This is a genomic window from Actinacidiphila alni (assembly GCF_900112845.1).
Classification (GTDB): domain Bacteria; phylum Actinomycetota; class Actinomycetes; order Streptomycetales; family Streptomycetaceae; genus Actinacidiphila; species Actinacidiphila alni.
Window position 1 is genome coordinate 17,651 of the sequence record NZ_FONG01000033.1, and the last position, 24,496, is coordinate 42,146.

Annotated in this window: 10 protein-coding genes; 2 read left to right on the forward strand and 8 right to left on the reverse strand. The window is 72.9% G+C overall.

The window, feature by feature from the left end:
• Positions 1–184 precede the first annotated feature (184 nt).
• Positions 185–5,149 carry an NAD-glutamate dehydrogenase gene (locus tag BM076_RS33895; protein WP_093717618.1) on the forward strand — a complete coding sequence of 1,655 codons (4,965 nt, stop codon included), beginning with the start codon at positions 185–187 and terminating at the stop codon, positions 5,147–5,149.
• An 87-nt stretch (positions 5,150–5,236) separates the two neighbouring features.
• Here BM076_RS33895 and BM076_RS33900 read toward each other — a convergent pair whose 3' ends face one another.
• Together BM076_RS33900 and BM076_RS33905 are read right to left on the reverse strand one after the other, a co-directional pair.
• Entirely contained in the window at positions 5,237–6,826 is a 1,590-nt protein-coding gene (locus BM076_RS33900) for a hypothetical protein (protein ID WP_265737127.1), read from the reverse strand.
• 89 nt (positions 6,827–6,915) lie between these two features.
• The gene (locus tag BM076_RS33905) at positions 6,916–10,503 is read right to left on the reverse strand and encodes a bifunctional glycosyltransferase/CDP-glycerol:glycerophosphate glycerophosphotransferase (protein ID WP_093717619.1); all 3,588 of its coding nucleotides are present in this window, start codon (positions 10,501–10,503) and stop codon (positions 6,916–6,918) included.
• A gap of 244 nt (positions 10,504–10,747) precedes the next feature.
• On the opposite strand from BM076_RS33905, the gene BM076_RS33910 reads away from it, so the two are divergent.
• Positions 10,748–13,060: a bifunctional glycosyltransferase/CDP-glycerol:glycerophosphate glycerophosphotransferase gene (locus BM076_RS33910; RefSeq protein WP_093717620.1), complete on the forward strand. Its 2,313-nt coding sequence runs from the start codon at positions 10,748–10,750 to the stop codon at positions 13,058–13,060.
• A gap of 46 nt (positions 13,061–13,106) precedes the next feature.
• On the opposite strand, the gene BM076_RS33915 is transcribed toward BM076_RS33910, so the two are convergent.
• From BM076_RS33915 to BM076_RS33940, 6 genes are all read right to left on the reverse strand, one after another.
• The gene (locus BM076_RS33915) at positions 13,107–15,419 is read right to left on the reverse strand and encodes a bifunctional glycosyltransferase/CDP-glycerol:glycerophosphate glycerophosphotransferase (RefSeq protein ID WP_093717621.1); all 2,313 of its coding nucleotides are present in this window, start codon (positions 15,417–15,419) and stop codon (positions 13,107–13,109) included.
• 101 nt (positions 15,420–15,520) lie between these two features.
• A complete protein-coding gene (locus BM076_RS33920; RefSeq protein ID WP_093717622.1) occupies positions 15,521–16,546 on the reverse strand; it encodes a class I SAM-dependent methyltransferase in 1,026 nt (341 codons plus the stop codon).
• A gap of 146 nt (positions 16,547–16,692) precedes the next feature.
• A complete protein-coding gene (locus tag BM076_RS33925) occupies positions 16,693–17,628 on the reverse strand; it encodes a carbohydrate ABC transporter permease (protein ID WP_093717623.1) in 936 nt (311 codons plus the stop codon).
• Complete coding sequence (locus tag BM076_RS33930; protein ID WP_407640748.1) at positions 17,625–19,007, reverse strand: ABC transporter permease; 1,383 nt, start codon at positions 19,005–19,007, stop codon at positions 17,625–17,627. The genes BM076_RS33925 and BM076_RS33930 overlap by 4 nt, the downstream gene beginning before the upstream one ends.
• A gap of 15 nt (positions 19,008–19,022) precedes the next feature.
• Positions 19,023–20,399: an ABC transporter substrate-binding protein gene (locus tag BM076_RS33935; protein ID WP_245796638.1), complete on the reverse strand. Its 1,377-nt coding sequence runs from the start codon at positions 20,397–20,399 to the stop codon at positions 19,023–19,025.
• Between the two features lie 362 nt (positions 20,400–20,761).
• On the reverse strand, positions 20,762–24,190 hold the full coding sequence (locus BM076_RS33940; RefSeq protein WP_093717626.1) for an FtsK/SpoIIIE domain-containing protein: 3,429 nt from the start codon (positions 24,188–24,190) through the stop codon (positions 20,762–20,764).
• Between the last annotated feature and the right edge of the window lie 306 nt (positions 24,191–24,496).

A 24,496-nucleotide genomic window follows, 5' to 3' on the forward strand; every position in this document is an offset into this window, starting at 1 on the left:
CGGAGCGGGCGATAGCCTTGCCGCGTGATCACCGTTGATCCGTCCACCAGGGGGCACCGCGTGCGTACGGGCACGGCCGACCCCCGAACAGGCATAGCGTCGTCCCGTAGCGGAAACCCCGCGTCACGTGACGACCTGCCATCACCCGACGTCACGCAATGGCGCGCGACAGGAGTCAGAGGACATGCAGACCAAGCTGGACGAAGCCAAGGCCGAACTGCTGGAACGAGCAGCCAAGGTCGCTGAGAACAGCCAGGCGGGGGGACTACCCGGCCACGGCCTCGGCCCAGAAGCGCTGACGGCGTTTCTCCGGGGTTACTACCTGCACAGCGCACCCGAGGACCTGAGCGGCCGTGATCCGGTCGACGTCTTCGGCGCGGCGGTATCGCACTACCGGCTGGCGGAGAACCGGCCCCAGGGCACGGCCAACGTCCGGGTGCACACCCCCACGGTCGAGGAGAACGGCTGGCAGTCCAGCCACAGCATCGTCGAGGTCGTCACCGACGACATGCCCTTCCTCGTCGACTCGGTCACCAACGCGCTCACCCAGGCCAATCGGGCCATCCACGTCGTCTTCCACCCGCAGTTCCTGGTCCGCCGCGACGTGACCGGCAAGCTGCTGGAGGTCGTCGGCAACGGCTGCGGTCCCGAGGACGGCAGCCTCCCGCACGACGTGCTCGTCGAGTCGTGGATCCACGTCGAGATCGACCGCGAGACCGACCGCGCCGACCTCAAGGAGATCGGCGCCGACCTGCGCCGGGTGCTGTCCGACGTGCGCGAGTCCGTCGAGGACTGGACGAAGATGCGCGAGGCCGCGCAGCGGATCGCCGAGGAGCTGACGGCGACCCCGCCGCCGCTGTCCGGGCAGGAGGTCGGCGAGGCCGTCGAGTTGCTGCGCTGGCTCAATGACGACCACTTCACCTTCCTCGGCTACCGCGAGTACGAACTGATCGCCGAGACCGAGCCGGACGGCAGCACCGAGGACGTGCTGGCCGCCGTCCCCGGCACGGGCCTGGGCATCCTGCGCTCCGACCCGCTGCACCCCGGCGCCGACAGCACCCACCCGGGTCACCCCGGGCACCCCGGCTCGCCGTCCTTCAGCCGGCTGCCCGCCGACGCCCGCGCCAAGGCCCGCGAGCACAATCTGCTGATCCTCACCAAGGCCAACAGCCGCTCCACGGTGCACCGTCCGTCGTATCTGGACTACGTCGGGGTGAAGAAGTTCGACGCCGAGGGCAATGTGGTCGGCGAGCGGCGCTTCCTCGGCCTGTTCTCGTCCGCCGCGTACACCGAGTCGATCCGCCGGGTGCCGGTGATCCGCCGCAAGGTCGAGGAGGTGCTCGACGGCGCCGGCTTCACCGCGCACAGCCACGACGGCCGCGACCTGCTGCAGATCCTGGAGACGTATCCGCGCGACGAGCTGTTCCAGACGCCCGCCGACGAGCTGCGGTCCATCGCCACGAGCGTGCTGTACCTCCAGGAGCGGCGCAAACTGCGGCTGTTCCTGCGGCAGGACGAGTACGGGCGCTACTACTCGGCGCTGGTCTATCTGCCGCGCGACCGCTACACCACGGCGGTACGGCTGCGGCTGACCAACATCCTCCAGGACGAACTGGGCGGCCACAGCGCCGACTTCACCGCCTGGAACACCGAATCGGTGCTGTCCCGGCTGCACTTCGTGATCCGGGTCGAGCCGGGCGTGCCGCTGCCCGACCTCACCGACGCCGATGTGGAGCGGATCGAGAACCGGCTGTCGGACGCCACCCGTTCCTGGGCCGACGGCTTCGCCGAGGCGCTGACCGCCGAGTGCGGCGAGGAGCGCGCGGCCGAACTGCTGCGCTGCTACGGGCAGGCGTTCCCCGACGGCTACCGCGCCGACTTCGCGCCGCGCGTGGCCGTCGCCGACCTCCAGCACATCGACGGCCTGGGCGAGGACGACTTCACCCTCAGCCTGTACGAGCCGGTCGGCGGCGCCCCCGACGAGCGCCGCTTCAAGATCTACCGCACCGGCGCGCCCGTCTCGCTGTCCGCCGTGCTGCCGGTGCTCCAGCGGCTCGGCGTCGAGGTGGTCGACGAGCGGCCGTACGAGCTGCGCCGCGCCGACCAGTCCCGCGCCTGGGTCTACGACTTCGGGCTGCGGCTGGACAGCAGCCTCGGCGACCTCGGCGACGACGCCCGCGAGCGTTTCCAGGCCGCCTTCGCCGCCACCTGGACCGGGCAGGCGGAGAACGACGGCTTCAACTCCCTGGTGCTGCGCGCCGGTCTGGACTGGCGCGAGGCGATGGTGCTGCGTGCCTACGCCAAGTACCTGCGGCAGGCCGGGTCCACCTTCAGCCAGGACTACATGGAGGACACCCTCCGTACGAACGTCCACACCACCCGGCTGCTGGTCAATCTCTTCCAGGCCCGTTTCTCGCCCGACCACCAGCGGGCCGGCAGCGAGCTGACCGACGGGCTGCTTGAGGAGCTGGACGGCGCCCTCGACCAGGTCGCCAGCCTGGACGAGGACCGCATCCTGCGGGCCTTCCTCACCCTCATCAAGGCGACGCTGCGCACCAATTACTTCCAGCGCGCCGAGAGCGGGCAGCCGCACGAATACCTGTCGATGAAGTTCGACCCGCAGGCGATCCCCGAACTGCCCGCGCCCCGCCCGGCGTACGAGATCTGGGTCTACTCGCCGCGCGTGGAGGGCGTGCACCTGCGCTTCGGCAAGGTCGCCCGCGGCGGCCTGCGCTGGTCCGACCGGCGCGAGGACTTCCGCACCGAGGTCCTCGGCCTGGTCAAGGCGCAGATGGTGAAGAACACCGTCATCGTGCCGGTCGGCGCCAAGGGCGGCTTCGTCGGCAAGCGGCTGCCGGACCCGGCCGTCGACCGGGACGCGTGGCTGGCCGAGGGCATCGCCTCCTACAAGACCTTCATCTCCGGGCTGCTCGACATCACCGACAATCTGGTCGGCGGCGAGGTCGTACCGCCCACCGATGTGGTGCGGCACGACGAGGACGACACCTATCTGGTGGTCGCCGCCGACAAGGGCACCGCGTCGTTCTCCGACATCGCCAACGAGGTCGCCGTCTCCTACGGGTTCTGGCTCGGTGACGCCTTCGCCTCCGGCGGTTCGGTCGGCTACGACCACAAGAAGATGGCCATCACCTCCAGCGGCGCCTGGGAGTCGGTGAAGCGGCACTTCCGCGAAATGGGCGTCAACACGCAGGAGGAGGACTTCACCGTCGTCGGCATCGGCGACATGTCCGGCGACGTGTTCGGCAACGGCATGCTGCTGTCGGAGCACATCCGGCTGGTCGCGGCCTTCGACCACCGGCACATCTTCCTCGACCCGAAGCCGGACGCGGCCACCTCCTACGCCGAACGGCGCCGGCTGTTCGAACTGCCGCGCAGCAGCTGGGCCGACTACGACGTCTCCCTGCTGTCGTCCGGCGGCGGGATCTTCCCGCGCACCGCGAAGGCGATCCCGCTCAACGCGCAGATCCGCAAGGCGCTCGGCATCGAGACGGCCACCGCGAAGATCACCCCAGCCGAGCTGATGAAGGCGATCCTCCAGGCCCCGGTGGACCTGCTGTGGAACGGCGGCATCGGCACCTACGTCAAGGCGTCCACCGAGTCGCAGGCGGACGTCGGGGACAAGGCCAACGACGCGATCCGCATCGACGGTTCGCAGTTGCGGGTCAAGGTCGTGGGCGAGGGCGGCAATCTGGGCTTCACCCAGCTCGGCCGGATCGAATTCGCCCTGCACGGCGGCCCCGACGGGACCGGCGGCCGGATCAACTCCGACGCGATCGACAACAGCGCCGGTGTGGACGCCTCCGACCACGAGGTCAACATCAAGATCCTGCTCAACAGCGTCGTCGCCGAGGGCGACATGACCGTCAAGCAGCGCAACGCGCTGCTCGCGGAGATGACGCACGAGGTCGGCGACCTGGTGCTGCGCAACAACTACGCGCAGAATGTGTCGCTCGCCAACAGCATGGCGCAGGCGCCCAGCCTGCTCCACGCCCACCAGCGGTTCATCCGCCGCCTGGTGCGCGACGGCCACCTGGACCGGGCGCTGGAATTCCTGCCGTCGGACCGGCAGATCCGCGAACGGCTGGCGGCCGGGCAGGGCCTGACCCAGCCCGAGCTGGCGGTGATCCTCGCCTACGCCAAGATCACCACGGCCGAGGAACTGGTCCACACCGAACTGCCCGACGACCCGTATCTGCGCTCGCTGCTGCACGCGTACTTCCCCGTGCCGCTGCGGGAGCGGTTCGAGCGGCAGATCGACACGCACGCGCTGCACCGCGAGATCATCACCACCGTCCTGGTCAACGACACGGTCAACTCCGGCGGCACCACCTTCCTGCACCGCTTCCGCGAGGAGATCGGCGCGACCACCGAGGAGATCGTGCGGGCGCACACCGCCGCGCGCGCCATCTTCGGCCTCGCCGGGATCTGGGACGCGGTGGAGTCGCTGGACAACGTGGTGGCGGCCGATGTGCAGACCCGGATCAGGCTGCACTCGCGGCGGCTGGTCGAGCGCGGCACCCGCTGGCTGCTCAACAACCGCATCCAGCCGCTGCAGATCGCCGAGACCATCGAGTTCTTCGGCGAGGGCGTCGCGGCGGTCTGGTCGCACCTGCCGAAGCTGCTGCGCGGCGCCGACGCCGACTGGTACGGGTCGCTGCACGACGAACTGACCGGCGCGGGAGTGCCGGAGGAGCTGGCCACCCGGGTCGCCGGCTTCTCCTCGGTCTTCCCGGCGCTGGACATCGTCGATGTCGCGGACCGCACCGGCAAGGAGCCACTGGACGTCGCCGAGGTCTACTTCGACCTCGCCGACCGGCTGTCGATCACCCAGCTGCTGGACCGGATCATCCTGCTGCCGCGCGCGGACCGCTGGCAGTCGATGGCCCGCGCGGCGATCCGCGAGGACCTCTTCGCGGCGCACGCGGCGCTCACCGCCGATGTGCTGACGGCCGGCGGCGAGGGCTCCAGCCCCGAGCAGCGCTACAAGGCGTGGGAGGAGCAGAACGCGGGCCTGATCGGCCGCGCCCGCACCACCCTGGAGGAGATCCAGGGCGCGGAGGAGTTCGACCTGGCGAGCCTGTCGGTGGCGATGCGGACCTTCCGCACGCTGCTGCGCACGCACCGCTGACGTCCCTCGGCGGGGGGCGGCACTTCGCGTCCGCGCGGAGCGCCGCCCCTCACCACGTCACGGAGCACCGCGTCACGGAGCGCCGACTTACGGCGCCGCGAGCCGCACCAGCCGCTCGCCCGTCACCGGCCCGGTCGCGACCAGCTCACCGCGGTACGGCACCTGCTGGTTCTTCGACAGCAGCAACCAGCCCGCCCCGTACCGCCGTTGGATCGCGTCCCGGGTCGCGGCCGGCGTCCCCGGCTTCAGATACGTGCTGACCGCCGCTTCCCTGCGGGCACGTTCGGCGGCGGGCGTGGAGGGGTCGGGCCAGGTGGGGGCGACGAGGTAGACGCCGTAGGCGGGCAGCACATGGGTGGCGACATAGCCGTCGGCGATGACGACCGCGTCGCCCGGCATCCGGCCCGCGGCCCAGCCGTATCCCGGCCAGCGCTCCGGGTGGTCCACGGTCAGCGGCAGCAGCCGCTGCGGTACGACCGAGCCGATCTGCGCGATCAGCCCGAAGCACAGCGCGACCGCCGCCAGCGGCGCGAGCACCGCGCGCGCCCTGGTCCAGGGCGGGATCTCGGCCAGTTCCACCGCCAGCGCGAACTGCGGCGGCACCAGCAGCAGCGCGAAGACCCGGCCGTAGGTGTAGTGCCCGCTCACCCAGCCGTAGGCGGCGATCAGGCAGAAGGCGGCGAACATCAGCAGCAGCGGGTCGCGCACCCCGCCGCGCCGTGCCCGCCACACCAGCGGCGGCAGACCGACGAGCGCCAGCCCGTACCACTGCCAGGGGTGGATGTAGAGCCGTTTGTGCACCCAGTCGACGGTGGTGTCACCGGCCAGCGAGAACACGTCGTAGTACGGCCACACCAGCGCGACCAGCAGGGCGGCCGCACCCGCGAGCAGCCAGCGCGCCACCACCCGCCGCGACCAGCCGCGCTGACGTGCCGTCAGGATCGCGCAGGCGCCGACGACCGCGCCCAGCGCGGTGATCGGGTGGATCAGCAGCACCAGTCCGCAGCCGGCGCCGAGCAGCGCGTATCCGGGCCAGGAGCGGCTGCCGCGGCGCGCCAGCCGGTCGGTCAGCGCCCACAGGTGGAAGGTCACCCCGACGGCGAAGGCACTCGGGTAGCAGACACCGCGGGTCAGCGACCAGACCCCGCAGAAGCCGCTCCACTCCTTGCCCTCCGGGCCCCACAGCAGCGTGAACGCCAGCAGCGCGTAGACCGGCGCCATCCTGCGGGCGCTGAGCGTGCGCGCGTACGCGCCGACGCCGGTGACCAGCACCGCCAGATTCACCGGGCCGCACCAGCGCACCACCTCGCGCCCGGCCGCGCCGGTCGCCCGCGCCAGCAGGCCGAGCGCCACGATGTACGGCGAGAAGTACGGGCTGCCGGTGCCGGGCAGGTCGAGCAGCGGGTTGGCCGGGTGCCGCCAGTCGGCCTTGACCCGCTCCACGGCGGAGGCGTGCTGTCCGAAGTCCGAGGCGATCGGCACCCGCCAGGCCGTCGCCGCGACCACCAGCCAGAAGAGGGTGCCGACGACGGCGTACGGCGTCACCCGCCAGGCACGCACCCGGGCGGCGAGCCGGGAGGCCGGCGAGGGCCGCGGTCCGGTGGCGGCGGCCGCGCCGTCCGTGCCGCCGCCCGGCTCGTCGCCCGCGGCGACCTCGCCCGTCGTCAGCGACGGCACGCCGCCTCCCGGGGACGGAGGGCCGCCCGGGCCGCTCGGGTCGCTTCGTGTGGGGTCACGGCACTCTCCAAGGTCGGGCGGCGGTCCGGTCAGCGTGTCAGCGTGCCAGGGCCTCGGCGCAGCATCAGGTCCGCCACGCGGGCGGCGGCGCCACCGTCGTCCAGGTGGCAGAAGGCGGCGCGGAAGGCCGCGTAGGCGTCGGCGTGGCCCGCGACGGCCGCCGCCGGGTCGCGCAGCGCGTCGGTCAGCTCCCGTGTCGTGCGCAGCAGCGGGCCCGGCGCCCGCTCCTCGTAGTCGTAGGTGAAGCCGCGCAGCGTGTCGCGGTAGTGCGCCAGATCGGGCGTGAACAGCAGGACGGGGCGGCCGGTGACGGCGAAGTCGACGAGCACCGAGGAGTAGTCGGTGACCAGGACGTCCGCTGCGAGCAGCAGCTCCGCCAGGTCCGGGTGGCCGGAGACGTCACGGACGAAGCCCCTGCCGCCGGGCGCGGCCGGTACCGAGTCCGCGACCAGCGGGTGCGCGCGGACCAGCAGCACATGGCTGCCGGACAGCTCCGCCGCCAGCGCCGGCAGGTCGACAGGCAGGTGCAGCCGGGCGTGCCCGGCGTCGTACGCCTCGTCGTCGCGGATCGTCGGCGCGTACAGCACGACGGTGCGGCCCGCGGGCAGGCCGAGCCGTTCGCGCACCTCCTCGCGGATCTTGTCCCGGTCCTCGCCGCTGAGCAGGTCGGTACGGGGCAGGCCGGTCTCGGCGATCTCGCCGTCGTGGCCGAGGGCGCGGCGCAGCACCGGGGTGCTCTGCGCGTCGGGGGAGAGCAGCAGGCTCCACTGGTGGCCGGGGCGCGGCTGCGGCCACATATGGACGAGGTCCGCGCACAAGGTGCCCGCCAGGTCCTGGCCGATCCGCTTGAGCGGCGTGCCGTGCCAGGTCTGCACCACCTGCTGGCCGTCGCGGCGCCGGAACCACGCGGGCAGGTGGGTGTTGGTCACCACATGGCGGCTGCGGGCCAGCGCCTCGTACCAGGCGTCGCTGCCGTGCAGCACCGGGCGGGCGGTCGCGGGCACCGCCACCGAGCGGTCGCGCACCACCCACACATGGTCGAACGGCACGCCCCTGCGCACCAGTTCGTCGTGGACCGCGCGCGGCGAGTCCGCGCAGTCGTGGCCGTCGAAGCTGCTGTACAGCACGGTGTCCGTCAACGGCCGCCGCAGCAGCACCGGATAGCGCCGCTCGCGCAGCATCCGCTGCCGGTACGGCCCCCGGTCGCCCTCCGGCACCGGTGAGCCCGCCAGGACGAAGAGGTGGTCGTGGAACCTGCGGTTCACGGTCACCGGCCGTGCGCCCTCCTCGACGGGCACCCGCAGCGGCAGTTCGTCCATCGCCTCCCGCGCGATCCGTACCGGGTCGCTGTGCTCGGCGGAGGTCCGCACATGCAGATACCAGCGCCCCGCGTGCGGCAGCGCGCCCACGTCGAGCGCGGCGCTGAACCGCCGGACGGCGCCGGTGGCCCCGGCCGCCGGGTCCGCCGGGCGCTCCACCGTGAGGTCGGTGCCGATCTCGGTGGCGTACGTGCCGTGCCGCAGGACGAGGCGCGCGTCGGGCGGGGTGGCGGCGGGGAGGTCGCCGGTGACCAGGAGATGGCCGTTGGTGGCGCGGGAGAGGTGGGTGGCCAGCGGCTGCGGCGTACGGTCGCGCAGCAGCAGATGGCCGGCGGCGCTGGCGTCCAGGACCAGCTCGCGGTGGGCGCCGTCGAGCAGGGGATCGGGGCCGAGGTCGTAACGGCCCTGGGGGAGCGGGCGGTCGACGGAGATCCTGGCGGTGCCGCCGTCGGCGAAGAGCGCCTCGACCGACCAGGTCGCGGCCGTCTCGGGCGCGACCTCCTTGGGCAGCCCGTCCAACGTCGGCCGCGCGGCGGCCAGTCGGTCCAGCGGCAGCCGCGCCGTGAGCGTCCGGAAGCCGCCGGACGCGGTGTCCGCGCCGGTCAGCGGGCAGTCCACGACGGCGCCCGTGGCCTGCTGCCCGGCCCGCAGCGCGACCGGTGGTTTGCCGTCGCGGGTGGCGATCTCCAGCAGTACGGCGTCGTCGCCGTCCGCCCGGTGGCCGGTCACCCGGCGCGTGATCGGTTCGACGGACAGATGGAGCCGCCCGTCCTTGTACCAGGGCACCAGCCGGGTGTCGTCGTCCAGCGCGAAGGGCACCGGCGAGGACCCGGCGCCGGCCTCGTCGGCGCGCAGCGCCGCCGGGCGGACGACCGAGCCGGCCGACACGACGACGCCGAGCCGCCACTGCGCCGTCTTCCAACTCCCGTTCGTCCGCAGCCGCTTGGGGTCCACGGTGATCTCGAAGCCGGACCAGTCGTAGGAGTGCCGCTCCTGCGGCCCCGTGGCGGTCACCTCGGGCGCGCGCACCGTCCGTACCGGCAGCAGCAGTTTGCGGCGCCCGGACATCAGCACGGCCGTCTTGAGCGAGGTGCGGTGCGCGCGGGCGTCGACATTACGGACGTACGCGTGGCCGCTGAGGATCAACTTCCCGTCCCGCCAGTGGAGTTCGCTCAGCCGCGCGACGACCGGCAGGTCCTTGGCGTCGACCGCCGTCACCGCGCGGGGCAGCGGCACCGGCGAGCCGTCCCGCCGTACGACCGCCGCCCGCTTGCGCAGCGGCGGCCCGGCGACGTCGAACACCGTGCGCCCGCCGTGCCGTTCGTGCGCCAGCACCTCCAGCAGGTCCTCCATCCTGCCCTGCCGGATCAGCTCCCAGCGGATCCGCAGCTCCACCGGCAGCGCGGGGAAGAGCGTCGGGTCGACCCGGCTCAGATAGTCGCGGACCCGGTCCAGGAACACCTCGTGGTACTCGGGCCCGGCCATCGGCAGCGCCTCGATGAAGTACAGCAGGTCGTCGGTGAGCACCGACTTGTCGTAGTCCCGTTTGTGCGCGCTCCAGCGGGTGTTGGCCGGGTCGGCGAGGAAGCGGCTGACGCCGTCCACGGCCGCGATCCGGTCCCGCACACCCTTGACGTCGGTACGGCGCCGGGTGATCGAGCCCTCGCGGATCCGCCAGTAGTAGACGTGCTCGTGCAGGACGTCCACGGCGTCGGCGAGGAAGTGCGCCGGGATCGTCAGCGGGGTGTCCTCGTAGAGCACGCCCTCGGGGAAGGCGAGGGTGTGCTTGTCCCAGAAGGTGCGGCGGAAGACCTTGTTCCAGGCGACCCGGTCGGACAGCAGCCCCAGGTCACGGGTGATGTGGGTGCGCTCGACGGTCTTGTTCATGCCGCGGTGCTGCCACGCCTGGCCGCGGCCCTGCGCGGTGAGCCGCCACACATTGCCGGTGGCGAAGTCCGACCCGGACCGGTCGAGCAGACCGACCAGCTTCTCGTACGCGCGCGGCGGCAGGACGTCGTCGCTGTCGACGAAGGTCAGGTACGAGGTGCCCGGATCGGCGTTGCGGGCACCGGTGTTGCGGGCGTGGCCGAGGCCGCCGTTGGGCTGCCGGACCAGCCGGAAGCGCGGGTCGCGGTCGGCGAACGCCTGGGCGAGATCGGGGCCCGCGTCCGTCGAGCCGTCGTCGACCATGACCACGTCGAGGTCGGTGAAGGTCTGCGCCGCGATCGACCGCAGGCACTCCTCCAGATACTGCTCGACGTTGTAGACGGGGACGACGACGGTGAGGCGGGGATTCATGGCGGTGTGCGGTCCTTCCGGGGGGCGGTCCGGGGCGGTCCGGGACGGCGGCGGCAGGCGGCGCGGGAGGCAGACGGATGCCGTTCCTTCAACTCGCCGCGCGTCCGTCCGGTCACTGCGCGTGAGCCGAATGGGGGAAACGCGGCGGCGGCGCACAGATCGACAGAGGGTGGCGGTGTGATTACGCTCGGAGAAAACCACTTACCGACCCGTACCGGTACGCCCCGATATGTCCAGGATGGTCATGCCCCGCATCAGCGTCGTCGTCCCTGTCCACCGCGCGCAGGGTTTTCTGCGCGCCTGCCTGGAATCGGTGCTCGGGCAGTCCTTCACCGACCTGGAAGTGATCGCCGTCGACGACGCCTCGCCGGACGCGAGCGGCGCGATCATCGACGAATTCGCGGCAGCCGACCCGCGGATCCGGCCGGTCGTGCTGGACCGCACCGGCGGTACGGGCCCGGCCAGGGACGCGGGCGCGGCGGCGGCCACCGGCGACTTCCTGCTCTTCCTGGACGCCGACGACCTGCTGGTGCCGGGCGCGCTGGCCGCGGTCGCCGACCGCCTGGACGCCACCGGCGGCCCCGACGTGCTGCTGCTGGACCACGAGCGCTTCACCGTCTGGGAGCACGTCCAGCACAGCGGCGACACCGACTTCCTGGCCGGCGCGGGCGACGCCGTCTTCACCGCGGGCGACCGTCCCGAGTGCCTGGGCACCTACCCGGCGGTCTGGAACCGGGTGCTGCGCCGCGCCTTCTGGCAGGAGCAGGGCTTCCGCTTCGGCGACGCCCCCTACGAGGACACCGCCGTCGCCGTCCGTACGCTGCTGGCCGCGACCGGCATCGCCTGCCTGGACCGGGTGTGCGTGCGCTGGCGCAAGCGGCGCGGCCTCAGCGTCGGCACCGCCCCCGGCCGTCACCACCTGGCGGTGCTCGACCGCTACGAGGAGCTGTACGGGCGGATCGCCGCGGGCGACGAGAGCGCCGAGGTGAAGAAGGCGCAGGGCGACGCCCTCTACGACCGGATGGCCGCACAATTCGCGGTCGTCGGCGACGACAGTTCACCGCTGCCGCAGGATGCCCGCCCCGAATTCGTCCGGCGCGCCGCCAAGCTGCTGGCCCGCTACCGCCCGGACGGCTGGACGGCGCCCGACAGCTACGAGGGCCGCTGGCTGCGCGCGGCCGGCACCGGCGGCTACGGCCGCTACCGCGCGGCCCGCGGCGGCCAGGCGTGGCGGCGCAAGCTCACCGGCAAGGTGCGGGCCCGCAGGAACGCCCTGGCCCGGGCGGTCTACCAGCGCTACTACCGGATGCGGCTGCGCAAGCCCGTCGATCCCGGCCTTGTGGTCTACGCGGCTTACTGGAACCGGGGCGTGTCCTGCAATCCGGCCGCGATCCACGCCAAGGCGAAGGAGATCGCCCCGCAGTTGCGCGGGGTGTGGGTGGTGAACAAGAAGGACCGAGAGAAGCTGCCGCCCGGCACCGACCACGTCGTGGTCAACTCCCGCCGCTACTGGGACGTCATGGCCCGCGCCAAGTACTTGGTGAACAACGCCAACTTCAGCGGGAACATCGTCAAGCGCCCCGAGCAGGTCTACCTCCAGACCCACCACGGCACCCCGCTCAAGCACATGGGCATGGACCTGCGCGCCCGCCCCGCGGTCGGCAAGAGCATGAGCTTCACCCGGCTGCTCGACCACGCCGACCAGTGGGACTACTCGCTCGCCTCCAACCAGCACTCCGCCGAGGTCTGGGAGCGGGTCTACCCCAGCAACTACCGCACACTGCCCAGCGGTTACCCGCGCAACGACGTCTTCTACCGGGCGGACGCCGAGCAGGTGCGGCGCGCCCGTGAGAGCCTGGGGCTGGCGCCCGGCACCACCGCGATCCTCTACGCCCCCACCCACCGCGACTACCAGCGCACCTTTGTCGTCCCGCTCGACCTGGAGCGGCTCAGCCGCGAACTGGGGCCCGGATACACCCTGTTGGTGCGCGCCCATTACTTCTACGGGCAGAATCCCGGTCTTGAGGCGCTGCACGAACAGGGCCTGATCGTGGACGTCTCCCGGCACCCGTCGGTGGAGGAACTCAGCCTGGCCTCCGACGCGTTGCTGTGCGACTTCTCCTCGCTGATGTTCGACTACGCCAACCTCGACCGGCCGATCGTGGTGCACTCCGCGGACTGGGAGGCGTACCGCGCGGCCCGCGGCGTCTACTTCGACCTGCTGTCCGGGCGGCCCGGCGACACCCCGGGGGTCGTCGCGGCCGACGAGGCGGGGCTGGCCCGCGCCTTCCGCTCCGGCGCCTGGCGCGGCCCCGAGGCGACGGCCCTGCGGGCCGCCTTCCGGGAGCGCTTCTGCGCCTACGACGACGGGCTCGCCGCCGAGCGGGTCGTACGGCGGGTGCTACTGGGCGAGCCCGGCCTGCTGCCGTACCGCCCCCTCCAGGACCGCCGCCCCGCCCCGGCTCCGATGCCCGCGGCGCAGAGCGGTGACGGAAACGGTGACGGTGACGGGGACGCCGACCCGGCGGGCGACCGCTCTGCGGTGCCGGCCGGCTGAGGCGCCGCGCGCGGACGCCCTGAGCCGCCGTCCTTCCGGCCTGCGGCTACCGCGTCCCCGGCTCCGGGCGCGACGGTTCCAGGGGTGCGGGGCCGGATGGCTCCTGCGCGCCTGCCGCTTCCGCGGCGTCGGGGTCCAGGGCGCGGGCTCGCGCCGGGTCCGGGGCCGGGCGGCGGTCCTCCAGCGGGATCACCGCGGGCAGCCCGCCCTCCTCCCGCAGGAAGACCCGGCGCACCACGCGCTCGGCCGCGAAACCGTCGTCGTAGGCGCAGAAGCGGCGCCGGAAGGCGGCCCGCAGTTCGGCCGAACGCGGGCCGCGCCAGGCCCCGGTGGCGAGGATGTCGGTCAACTCGTCCTGCCCGCGCGCCAACAGGCCCGGCGGGTGCGCGGTGATGTCGAAGTAGGCGCCCCGGGTGGCCCGGTAGGTCTCCCAGTCGGAGACGTGCAGCACGATCGGCCGGTCCAGGCCCGCGTAGTCGAACATCAGCGACGAGTAGTCCGTGATCAGGCCGTCCGAGGCCAGGCACAGCTCCTCCGCCGACGGGTGCGCGGACACGTCGAGGACCCGCGGGTGCCCGTCCGTACGGTCCCGGCCGCCGCCCGCCGGGTAGAAGTGGTGGGTGCGGCGCAGCAGCACCACGTCGGGGCCGAGCGCCTCGGCCATCCGGCCCAGGTCGAGCGCGGGCCGGTAACCGCGCTGGTAGTCGCGGTGCGTCGGCGCGTACAGGAACGCGGTGCTGTCCCGGGGGATGCCCAGCTCGGCGCGGATCCGCAGCACGTCCCGCGCGCCCGCGCGGTGGCAGAGGTCGGTGCGCGGCTGGCCGTACTCCAGGGTGGTGAAACCGGACGGGTAGGCCCGCTCCCACACCAGGGTGGAGTGCCGGCTCGCGGACAGGCTGTAGTCCCAGCGGTCGACATGGCGCAGCATCCGCTCGAAGTCGGTGCCGCCGGCCGCCGCCGGATGGTCCAGCAGATCGATGCCCATGTGCTTGAGCGGGGTGCCGTGATGGGTCTGCACATTGATCTGGCCGGGCCGCTTGGCGTATCTGCGGTGGAAGTTGACATTGCTCACCAGGTACGAGGCGCGGGCCAGCGCCGTCCAGTACGCGGCCGAGCCCGGCTCAAGACGGCGCACGCCCGGCGGCAGGGTGTGCGCGTGCTCGGCGGTGGTCACCCACGCGGTGCGCATGTGCGGTGCCAGTTCCCGCAGCCGCTCCTCGACGGCGGCCGGATTGCAGGAGTAGCCGCGGTCCCAGTACGCGGCGAAGACCGCCAGGTCCGGGTCGAGCGGCCGGCGCCGCTGCAGCCGGTAGTGCGCGTGCAGCGCGGCCGTGCGCAGCCTGCCGTACCAGGACTTCGCGCGCCGGGTGATCCGCAGCCGCAGCCGGTGCGCGCCGCCGAGCGTCTGGAAGGTGCGGCGCGCGCCGGTGGCCACCAGCAGATACCGCACCCCGGCGCGCCCGGTGGGCGCGGCCCGCAGACCGGGCGGGCGCAGCCGCCGGTACTGCGCGCGGCAGCGCCGGAAGTACTCCGCGCGCGACGAACGCGGCAGCCGGTCGGGGAAGTTGAAGACGGTGGTGAGGTGATCCAGTATCCGGCGGAAGAGCACGGGCCGCCAACGTTCCAGCTCCGGATGGCTGTCGAGGAAGGCGAACAGCAGGTCGTACTGCTTGAAGATGTCGAAGTGCCGCCTGCTGGTGGTGTGCAGGATGCCGCTCCTGCGGCGCTGCCGGTAGTGCACGCAGACCCGGTCGAGCAGCGCGATCGTCCCGGCCGCCATCAGCACCGGATACGTCCACGGCGTGTCCTCGTAGTAACCGGACGGGAAGGCCAGGTCGTTCTTCTCGACGAAGTCGCGGCGGTACGCCTTGTTCCAGGCCACCATGATCAGCCGCAGCAGTTCCGGCCGGTCGTCCAGCGTGCCGACCTCGGGCCCGGGCCTGCTGAGGATCGCCGCGAACTGATTGCGGTGCGCCTCGCCGTTCCAGTACGTGCGCGCGTAGTCGAAGACCAGCACGTCCGGTTCCCCGGTGCGCGCGAGGCGGTCGGCGATCGCCTGGAGCGCACCGGGCACGAAGGTGTCGTCGCTGTCCAGGAAGAGCAGATAGTCGCCGGTCGCCCGGGCGAGACCCGCGTTGCGGGCCCGGCCCAGGCCGACGTTCTCCGGCAGGTGCAGCACGCGCGCGCGGGCGTCCCCGGCCGTCACCGAATCGGCGATCGCGCCGCTGCCGTCCGGGGAGCAGTCGTCCACGACGATCAGTTCGAAATCGGTGAACGACTGGTCGAGCACGGATCTCAGACAGGCGTGGAGATAGGCCTGCACCTTGAAGACGGGGACGATGACGCTGAAGCGGGGCACAGCACATCCAGGTTCGACACGGGGGCGGGGACGCACGGGCGCCCATGGCTTTCGCGTGGAGTGCCCGTTATATCCAGGGAACGCCCTGTGTGCCCCGCTGGTTACGCTCCCGTGCGCCGCGTGTCGCGGATTCGCACGACGGCCTTGGTGATGAAGGGCGGCAGCACGTTGACGGCGAAGCGGCGCAGCGGCGACCTGCGCGGCTTCGGGGCCGTCGAGGCTTTCGGGGCGCGTACGGCCGGGTCCGGCGCGGGCCGCGGCGCCGCGACCGGCTCCGGTTCGGGCTCCGGCGCGGGCTCGGGCGCGGGCTTGGGGTGCCGCGACACCGGCTGCGCGGGCGCGACCACGCCGCCGTTCCTGCCCTTGATCCGCAGCAGCGGGGCCCCCGCCACCTCCTGCACCTCGTGCCACAGGTCGTCGCGGCCCGCGACATGGGCGAGCAGCTCCTCGCGCAGCGGCGCCGGATCCCCCCACGTGGCGTACATCTTGTGCTCGGTCAGGCAGATCACGTGCAGCCCGCCGGGGACGACGGCCCCCCAAGCGGCGGCCGCCACGCCGGGACAGTGCGCCGAGCGGTAGTCGTCCAGCGCCACCACACCGTGCGGGTGCAGCAGGCCGCGGGAGGTCTCGATGTCGCCGCGCACGTGCTCGTACAGGTGCGAGGCGTCGATGTGCGCGAACCGTACGGACGACGCCGCCACCCGGTCGCGGACGGTGGACGACAGGCCTTGGATCACCTCGGGCAGCTCGTCGTGGAAGGACAGGTAATTGGCCTCGAACGAGTGACGGGTCAGGGTCGCGTAGGACCGCTCCATCTCCGCGGAGTTGGCGGTGTCCCCGGCCGGGGCGTCGAAGAGGTCGCAGACGGTGAAGGCGTCGCCCTCGCGCAGGTAACTCCCCATGAAGATGGCGCTCTTGCCCTGGTACGCGCCGACCTCCAGCAGGTCACCGGGCTCCTCGCGGTCCAGCTGGCGGGCCAGGAACCAGTCGAAGAGCATCTGGTCGTCGGGGAAGAACCAGCCCTTGACCTCGGAGAGTTCGGTCGGCGTGGGCAGCGGCGCGCTGTGCGGGGAGACGGCGGAGGCGGTGGCACCGGCGGGCCGGCCGGCGGTGGGGGCGGTGGTCATGGGGAGGGGTCCGTTCGGTGCGGCTGTGGGGGGCGTCAGTGTAGAGCGCCCGACACCCCCCGTAGCCGCACCGGAACTCCCGGTGACCCTCCTGTGGTCCCGCCGTTCGACCGCCGCGTGACCGCCGGCCGACCGCTACTTGACCGCTACTTGACCGCGCCCGCCATCACACCGGACACGAACTGCCGCTGGAAGGCGAAGAAGACCACCAGGGGCACGATCATCGACACGAACGCGCCGGGCGCGAGGATGTCGATGTTGTTGCCGAACTGCCGTACCTGCTGCTGGAGCGCGACGGTGATCGGCTGCGAGTCGCTGTTGGCGAAGATCAGCGCGACCAGCATGTCGTTCCACACCCACAGGAACTGGAAGATGCCCAGCGACGCGATGGCCGGGCCGCCCAGCGGCATGATCACCCGTACGAACAGCCGCAGTTCGCCCGCGCCGTCCAGCCGCGCGGCCTCCAGCAGCTCACGCGGGATCTCCGCGAAGAAATTGCGCAGCAGGAAGATCGCGAACGGCAGCCCGAAGGCGGTGTGGAAGAGCACCACCCCGGAGATGTCGCCGAAGATCCCGATGTCGCCGAAGAGCCGCGCCACCGGCACCAGCGCCACCTGGACCGGCACCACCAGCATCGCCACCACGCCGATGAACCACCAGTCGCGGCCCGGGAACTCCATCCACGCGAAGGCGTAACCCGCCAGCGAGCCGATCACCACGACCAGCAGCGTCGCGGGCACGGTGATCAGCGCGGTGTTCCACAGCGAGTCGGTGATCGCGTGATTGTCCAGCAGGGTGCGGTAGTTGGTGAAGGTGAGCTGGGTCGGCGAACTGAAGACCTTCCACCAGCCGCTGGCCGAGATGTCGGTCGGCGAGCGCAGCGAGGACAGCAGCAGGCCCACCGTCGGCATCAGCCAGAACAGCGCCACCACCAGCAGGAAGACCCGCACCAGCCCACCGCCGGCGCGTGCCGCGATCCGCGAGCCGAGGCTCGCCTTCGGCGGTGTGTTCAGCGGCGGGGCGTCGGCCACCGGCCCACTCGCCGCGGGGCCGCCCGTCACGGCGGTCGAATCCGCGCTCATCGCCGTCCCTCCCTGCGCAGCCGACGGATGTTGAAGACCATGACCGGCAGGACCAGCAGCAGCAGGATCACACCGATCGCGCTGCCGACACCCTGGTTGTCACCGCCGCCGAAGGACGACAGATAGAGCTGGAGGGCGAGCACATTGGCGTCGGACTGGGTGTTGCCCGGCGCGATGATGTACACGAGGTCGAAGATCTTCAGCACATTGATCATCAGGGTGACGGTCACCACGACCAGCACCGGGGCCAGCAGCGGCACCGTGATGCCGCGGAAGACCTGCCACTCGTTGGCGCCGTCCACCCGCGCCTGCTCCAGCAGTTCGCGCGGCACCCCGGCCAGGCCGGCCGCGATCAGCACCATCGCGAAGCCCGCCCACATCCAGATGTAGCTGCCGATGATCGACGGCGTGATCAGATTCGGGCCGAGCCAGTTGATGCCGTTGTACTTGCCGGAGAAGTTCGAGGCGGGCAGCCGCAGTTGGGCGCCGGCGGCGGAGCCGGGCAGCTTGTAGGTGCCGTCCTTGCCGGTCTTGGCCGACGCCACCACCTTGCCGTCCTTGACCGCCTGCACCTTCACCCCGGACAGCGCCTTCTCGCCCGGGTCGATCACCCCGGGCTTGCCGGTGCCGCCGGGCCGGAAGTCCACCCATACGGTGCCGGTCACCGCGTCCGGCTGCGGCGGCGCCGGCTTGGCGTCCACCGCGTTCGACGGCAGCTTGTTCTGCGGGATGCCGATCAGCGGCAGGTCGGCCGGACTGCCTTGGGACGCACGGGACTTGGTGGTGAAGGAGCCGCCGCCGGACGGCGCGAGATCGCCGTTCGGCCGGGGCCTGGCGCCCGGATAGGCCGCGTTGTCGGTGAAGGTGTCGTGCACCGCCACCACCACCGCGTTGGCCACCCCGCGCGAGGGGTCCTGCTCGTACACCAGCCGGAAGATGATGCCGGCGGCCAGCATCGAGATGGCCATCGGCATGAAGATGACCAGCTTGAACGCGGTGCTCCAGCGCACCCGTTCGGTGAGCACCGCGAAGACCAGGCCGAGGGCGGTCGCCACGGTCGGCGCCACCACCACCCAGATCGCGTTGTTGCGGACCGCGGTGAGGATGCCGTGGTCGGTGAAGACCGTGCCGAAGTTCTTCAGGCCGACGAAACCACTGCCGTCGGCGTCGTAGAGGCTGCGCTGGACCGTGTACCCGATCGGATACACCACCAGCGCGCCCAGCAGGATCAGGGCGGGCAGCAGGAAGCACGCGGCCACCCAGGGACGGGTGCCCAGCAGACTTCTGCGGCGCCCCGGTCCCTTCGCGGGCGGACCGGACAGTGGCGGCGCCGCGTCCGCGACGCCGCCACCTCCCGCCCCCGCGGCGGAGTCGACCACCGGGGGCATCCGGCCTCAGCCCCCGTACGCCTTGGCGGCGTCCGATTCCAGCTTGGCCTGCGCGCCCGCGACGTCGGACGGCTTGGCGAGGAAGTCCTGGAGGTCCTTCCACTCGCCCTGGCCCTTGGTGCCGCCGAAGGCGGCCGGGGCCTGGTCCGACATGTCGAACCGGAAGTCGTCGCCCGCCGCGATCAGCGCCTGCGCGATGGAGCGCTGCACGTCGTCCGGGTACGCCGCGAAGTCCAGCGACTTGTTCGGCGAGAGGTAACCGCCGCCCTGCGCCCAGATCTTGGCCGCGTCCGGGGACGCGATGTACGTCAGCAGCGCCTGCGCGCCCTTGCTGTCCTTGAGCGCCACACCGACGTCACCGCCGCTGACCACCGGCGCCTTGCCGGTGCCGACGGCCGGGAAGGGGAAGACCTTGGCGTCCGTGCCCACCTTCGCCTTGGTGTTGGCGGAGATGAACGCCGAGACGAAGTCGCCCTCGTAGACCATCGCGCCGGCCGGCGGATTGCCGGTGAAGACCTGCGTGACGGACTTCGGGAAGTCGGCGTTGAGCGCGCCGCTGGTGCCGCCCGCGAGCAGGTCCTTCTTGCCGAAGAGCTGGCCCAGCGTGGTGAGCGCGGTCTTCACCGACGGGTCGGTCCACTTGATGGTGTGCGCGGCGAGCTGGTCGTACTTGTCCGGACCGGCCTGCGAGAGATAGATGTTCTCGAACCAGTCGGTGAGCGTCCAGCCGTCGCCGCCGCCGATCGAGACCGGCGCGGTGCCCGACTCGAAGACCGTCTCCGCGGTCTTCAGGAAGTCGTCCCAGGTCTTGGGCACCGACGCGCCCGCGTTCTCGAAGGCCGCGTTGTTGTACCAGATCAGCGACTTGTTGGAGACCTTGGCGTAGACGCCGTACTGCTTGCCCTTCCACGCGCCGAGCTTCTGCCAGCCGGGCGAGAAGTTCTTCTGCAGTTGCGCGGTCGCCTCCGGGCCGAGCGGCTTCAGCCAGCCCTTGTCGGCGAATTGGTGGAGTACGCCGTTCTGCGCCAGGAAGGCGACGTCCGGCGGGGCGCCACCCTCGATCTTCGTGCCCAGGAAGGTGGACTGGCTGTCACCGGTGGGGACGAAGGTCGATTTCGCGCCGGTGAGCTTGTCGAACTGGTCCAGCACCTTCTGGAAGTTCTTCTGTTCCGGGCCGGTCCACACCGCGGCCACTTCGAGCTTCTGCCCGTGCAGATCGGGCAGTTGCAGATCCGCGCCGGAACCCGTGGCCGAACTCGTGGCGGACGCGGACGATTTCTGCCCGTCGTCCTTCTTGTCGCTGTCGCCCCCGCACGCGGCGGCGGTGAGCGCGAGCGCCGAGGCCACCGCAGTGGCGAGCGCTATGCGCGTAGTGCGCTTCATTCGGCTGGTGCGCGGACTGTCAGGCGTACGCATACGTGCCATCCCCTCATTCCTCCCGTGGCGTCTGTCCTACGCCCGGGTGAACGGGAGCCGCAAGGGAGGGCGTCGCTGCGTGACAGTCATCGTGACCATGATGTGATCTTGGATCAAACGGGTTTATCCGCGGGGTAGTTGGAATACCTCGCCGAATGCCCGAGTGAGTACCGACGTGGGGGTAACACCCCGTCATATCGGGTATCCGCGGGAAATTCACGGCCGAACCCGGTGATGTCGCGGGCGGGTCCGGGGGAGTTCGGCGGGCGGGTTCGTGGGCGGGTTCGGCCGTGACTTCGCCCGAGTTCGGGCCGAGTTCGGGTGGAGGTCTATACCAAAGGTTCCGACGCGTTGCTGGTGGCGGCGTCCTCCGCGGTCACCGGGGCCGGTGCCGATTCCTCGGGAGCGGATTCCGCGGCCCGCTGCAAAGCGCTGGCCAGCAGGGCGAGATCGGTCGGTCCGTTGCCCAGTTCGCGCACCTGGCGGCGGGCCGGAGGGTCGCCCATCCGCTCCCACTCCAGGGCGACCACGGTCGGCCGCAGCGTCGCCGTCCGCGGGATGCGCCCGCTGACCCGGCCCGCCTGGAAGGCGGTGACCGCGCCGCCGGGCCGGCGCAGATAGCCGCGCCCGGGCACCGACTCGTCAAGACCCGCCGGGTCCTCGACATGGACCAGCAGGGCCGCGGACTCCGCGTCGGGCATGCGCAGCGCGATCCGCAGCCGGGACCGCTCGTCGGCCTCGGTGGCGGCGGTGCGCTCCGGGCGGCCGGTCGACGCGATCAGATGGACGCCGAGCCGGGCCCCCTCGCGGGCCACCGCCTCCAGCGCGCGCACCACGCTGCCCGCGGCCGGGCGGCCCGTACTGCCCAGGCCCGGCGCGACCAGCTCGTCGAAGTCGTCCACGACCACGACCAGGCGGGGCAGCGCGGTCCTGGTCCGCGCCGTCACGGCCCCCTTGTCGTCGCCGCCCGCCGTCGCCCCGCGGGCCGATTCCGTACGGGCCGTGTCCGTACGTACGGACTCCGTACGCGCTTCCGTACGCGCTTCCGTGCGGGACGCGTGCGGGCCGCCCTGGTGCGGCACGGTCGCCGCGACGAGCCGGTCCGCGTGCCAGGACGCGAAATCCTGCCCGTCCAGCAGTTCGGCACGGCGCTTCAGTTCGGCGCCGAGTGCCTGCGCGAACTCCCGCATCCGCAGCGGGTCCGACGCCACCAGATGCGTACTGACGTGCGGCAGGTCGGCGCAGGCCCGCAGGCCCTCGCCGCGGTCCTGCCCGGCGCCGTCCACCAGCACCAGGGAGAGCCGGTCCGGCCGTTCGCCCGCGGCCAGCGCCGCCGCGACCGACCGCAGCAGCTCCGTCTTGCCCGAGCCGGGCGCGCCGCCGATCATCGCGTGCGGCCCCTCGGTCACCAGGTCCACCGCGACCCGGCCGTCCGCGCCCGCGCCCAGCACCGCCGTCGCCGCGCCGACCGCGGCGGGCGCCGCCGCCCACCGCTCGGCGATCCGCGCGGGCGTGGCCAGCGCCAGGTCCAGTTCGTCCAGCAGCCGTACGGCCGCGGGCGGCGCGTGCCGCGAACGGCCGCCCGCCGCCTCGCCGTCGGCCTCGCGCAGCGGCGCCAGGGCGCGCGCGAAATGCTCGGCCCAGGCCGCGGACACCGCGTCCAGCACGATCTCCTCGGCCGCCGGATCGAAAGCCGCGGGATCGTGGCCCGCGGGCCCGGCCACCGCCGCGGCGCCCGCCGGCTCCACCCGCAGCGTCGTCGCCACGTCCCCCGACAGCCGGGCCAGCACACCCGTGTCCACCGCGGGGCGTTCGCCGCTCTCCGCCAGGCACAGCACATGCACCCCGACCGAGGGGCCGGCGACCGCGAGCCGCGCCACGGTCTGCCGCAGCGTCGCGGAACCGGGGTCGCCGTCCACCACCAGCAGCGTGTACGGCCCGTCGTAACCGGCCGCCGCGGCGCCCGCCTCCCCGGCGGTCGCGGTGGCCCAGCCCGCGCCCAGCGGGCCCGCTTCGAGGCGCCGCATCAGCTCGGCGGCGCGCGCCTCGGCCTGGTCGCGGTCGAAGGCCAGCAGCAGCCGGCAGTCCTGGCCGTGCGCCGGGCGCACATGCGGCACCCAGTTGAGCCAGGACCACTCCTCGGCGCGCTGGTCGGCCGTACGGGCCCGGTCGGCGCTGATCATCACCAGTTCGAGGGCGGCGGGGGAGTGCAGGGCGCACAGCTGCGCCAGCACGGCGCGGGCCAGGCCCGCGAGCCGCGGCCGGGGCCCGGCCAGGGTCAGCGCGGCGCTCCGCGGCGCCCGCAGGTCCACGGTGACGGGCACCGCCGTCAGCCGCCGCCCGTCCCCCGCGGGCAGATCCGCCGTGCCCAGCCGTACGGTCAGCGCGTCCGGGTGCCCGGGGCCGCGCTCCCACAGCCGCCGGCCGGGGCCCAGCGCGGTCAGCAGCACGGCCGCCGGGTCGGGCCACCGCTCCCGCAGCGCCTCGGCGCGTACGCCGTCCTCGCCGCCGCCCGGCACGTCCTTCGTGCCGCCGAGCCGCCGCCGTGCCCAGGCTCCTATCGACCCCACGACCCCGCCGCCGCCCCGGCGCGCGCTGTCGATCCCGGGCGCCCGCCGCTCACCGGTGGCGCGCCGCCCGCTTCCGAAGGCGTCGTCGTCACGGTCGATGCCGCCGTCGCCGGATCCGACGTCTCCGTATCCGTCGGCGGCGTCCGCGGTCCACCGCGGGGGTTCGCCGCCGTGCGGGTCCGCGGCGGGCTCGGGGCCGTCGCCCTCGGGCAGGTCCGTGCCGGGTGCCGGCGGCCCCCACCCGGTGGTGGGCGCGGGCCCGTAGGACGGCGCGGGGCCCGGTGCGCCGGAGCCGTCCGCCGGACGGCGGGGGTTCGCGCCGGCCCGGCCGCCGGCGTACTGCCCGGTGCCTGGGGCGGTGGCGCCGTGGCCGTCCGCGCCGCCCGGGCCCGCCGCGCGAGCGGCCACGCCCGCGGTGGAGAAGCCGGTGCCGTGCGTGGTGGCCGTCGACGGGTCGGCGGCCGGGAGAGTGTCGTCCCACTCCGCCGCACGCAGTGAGATCCGCAGATGGCCGTCGGCGTCCGCGACGGTGGCCAGCGCGGTGGGGCCCGCGGGCGCGCCGGTCTCCAGGCGCAGCGTGGACTCGCCGATCCGCAGCAGGGCGCCCGGCGGGAAGGGCTGGGGGCGCGGGCCGACAGGGCGGCCGGCCAGCGTGGTGCCGTTGGTGGAGTCCAGGTCCGCGACGGTGATCACCCCGTCGGGGCCGAAGGCGACCTCGCAGTGCAGCCGCGAGACGTCCGGGTCGTCCAGCGGCACATCGGCGTCGGCCGAGCGGCCGATCCTGGCCTGCCCGCCCTGGAGCAGATGCACCCCGCCCGCGTCGGGACCGCCGACCACATGCAGCCGGGCGGCCTCGGCGGGCGGCTGGCCGTACTGCCCGAACTGGCCGTACTGCCCGTGGTCCGCGGCATGCCCGCCCTGCGGTTCGGCCGGCGCGTGCAGCGACAGCAGGGCGCCGTCCACCAGCGGCGGCACCCCCAGCGGCGCCGTCGGCGGCAGCCGCCGCGGCCCGGCGAAGAGCGCGACCGACGAACCCGCCGACCTGCCCGGCTGCCCGGAACCCGCCGCGGAGGCGAGCGCACCGGCCACCGCGCTCAGCGCCGTCCCCGCGGGCGCCGTGATGAGCACGTCGCAGGCGCGCTGGGCCCGACCGCTGCGCGGTCCGAGGACGGTCAGCCGGATCTGCATCTCGTCCGCGCTCCCCTTCTGCCCTGACCCGCGGCGGGAAGTCCCCTCCCCGGCCGCGCGCGGGCGCGTCGACACGTACAAGCACGAGCGGCGGGGCCCCCGTTGCCCCATCCGGACCGTACGGGTGCATCCTCCCACCCGCCACTGACACCCCGTCCCCGGTCCCGGAACGAGTGATCTTGAAAGTCCGGCGACCGACCGTCCCACGACCGGAATCGATCGGAAAGCGTACGGAAAACGCGCGGAAACCGTCCCGGTCGGCCGAGCCACCCCGGATGCGCCCGCCGCGGATCGGCCGCGGATCGC